This is a genomic window from Chitinimonas taiwanensis DSM 18899 (assembly GCF_900119825.1).
Lineage (GTDB): Bacteria > Pseudomonadota > Gammaproteobacteria > Burkholderiales > Chitinimonadaceae > Chitinimonas > Chitinimonas taiwanensis.
In genome coordinates, this window is sequence record NZ_FPKR01000025.1 from 1 (window position 1) to 1,819 (window position 1,819).

Below are 1,819 nucleotides of genomic sequence, written 5' to 3' on the forward strand. Positions count from 1 at the left end.
GGCACGATGAGGACGAACGCCAACTGATCGCGCCAAGCTTCGCGGTGTGGTTCAGCAGCTTTGTGCGCAGCCTGCCGAATGAGGATGATGCGGCGCCAGGGGCGACGGACGGCGTGAGTTAGCGCTGCAGATCATAAAAACTGCAGCTGGGGCGATATGCCCCATCTGTTTTGATTTTTGTACGTTATGCCCCCAAATCTGCGCCATTTAGCGCAAGGGCATCACTCATCTTACTTATCACATGCCCTCGATATCACTACTTAGAAACCTGCGCGCAGCTAGCCGCCATGGCAAGCCCTCTCGCCCTGCCGATATGCAGCGCCGCTTCAATGCGGTGCCCCTAGGGCCAATGCCAGAACGCCTGCCCTTGGCCGAGGCCCTGGGGCGGGTCACCTTTACGGAAGTGCTGGCTGTAGACAATGTGCCCAATTGGCCGCGCGCCAAAGCGTATGGCTATGCCATCTGCAGCGCAGATACGCAGCAAGCCACCCCACGCCAGCCCTGGCAACCTACCTGGGTTTTTGTTCAGGATCTGGCCATCAAGCCGAACTGGAATCAGGAACCCTTCGACTTTGCGCTGCCGCCAGGGCACGTGATCCATATCAAGGAGGGTTGGCCACTACCCAAAGGAGCGGATGCCGTGCTGCCCGCCTTCAGGCCGGAATTGCGCGCCTACTTCAGCAATGCCTCGATGCTGAAGATCAAACGCCCCATCCCGCCAGGCTGGTTCACCGCCCCTGTGGGTGAGGACTACCCGGCAGGGGCGCCGTTGCTACCAGCAGGCGTACGACTAAGGCCCGAACACATCAGCCTGCTATTGCGCGCCGGCCTGCGCGAAGTCGAAGTGGTCAAGCGGCCCAGGGTGGCGATTGTCTATGCCGGCCATCAGCTGAATACGGCCAGCGAGGCGCTGACCCTGCCCTTGCAACTCATGCTGCAACAGCTCGGGCATGCCCAGGTTCCCGTGCTGCATGTGCCCACCGGAGTGCACGATCACCACCGCCAGGCCGAGGCGCAGTGGCTGCAAGAATACGACTTGTTTCTGAACGTGGCGCCCAATGGCGGATTCAAACGTCACAACCATAGTTTGTCATTTAGAGGGCGAGAATCGATCTCGGCAGCGAGGGGTTTAGAGGGAATCCGCATGGGTTACTCCGACCCGCGCAGCGAAACCATTCGAGTCCCATTCGAACGGCGGATCACGCCACTCCGGCTCGAATTGGGTTTCGACTATTACGAGGACCATGCGGTCTACCTGTGCCTAGATAAACACACGCCCGATAGCCTGCTGCTCTTGGAGATCGTGCTACCGCATCTGCTGGATGCCATGGAGCACGCCGACTACCACGGCCGAGATTGGCAGACCCTGCCCTGCGCCCTGCCCTATACGCGCAAGGGAGAGAGCGACTACGAGCTGGGGCAACAGCGGCTGTGCTGGGCCGAGGTCAAGGAAACACGAGACGGTGAGCGGCTGTTGTTTCCCTTGGAACGACCCTCGCTGGGTTCTTTTCGGCCACTGGCCGAGGCGAATGCCATCGTGGCGCTGCCCAGAAAGAAGACGCTGGTTCCGATCGGCGAGCCGCTGCCGCATATGCTGCTGAGCAATGCCGCCCTGCCCCAGGTCAGCGAGGAAGATCTGGCCCGTATCGAAGCCGCCAAGGCGGCGCTGGCGGCCGAGCAGGCGCGGCGCGCGGAACTGGCCGCGCTGCCGCCCCTGCCCATGACGCAAGCCTGGGCGCAGCTGGAAGCCTGGCTCAAGCAGGAGGAGCCGGCGCTCTTGCGCAGCCTGGGCAAGCCAGCCAGCCCCGAGGCGCTGGCC

1 protein-coding gene is annotated in these 1,819 nt (G+C 62.2%); it reads left to right on the plus strand.

Annotation, left to right across the window (positions count from 1 at the left end):
- Nucleotides 1-349 precede the first annotated feature (349 nt).
- The coding region (locus BT173_RS18915) for a hypothetical protein (protein ID WP_308417598.1) at nt 350-1,819 on the plus strand (1,470 nt) is incomplete at its 3' end.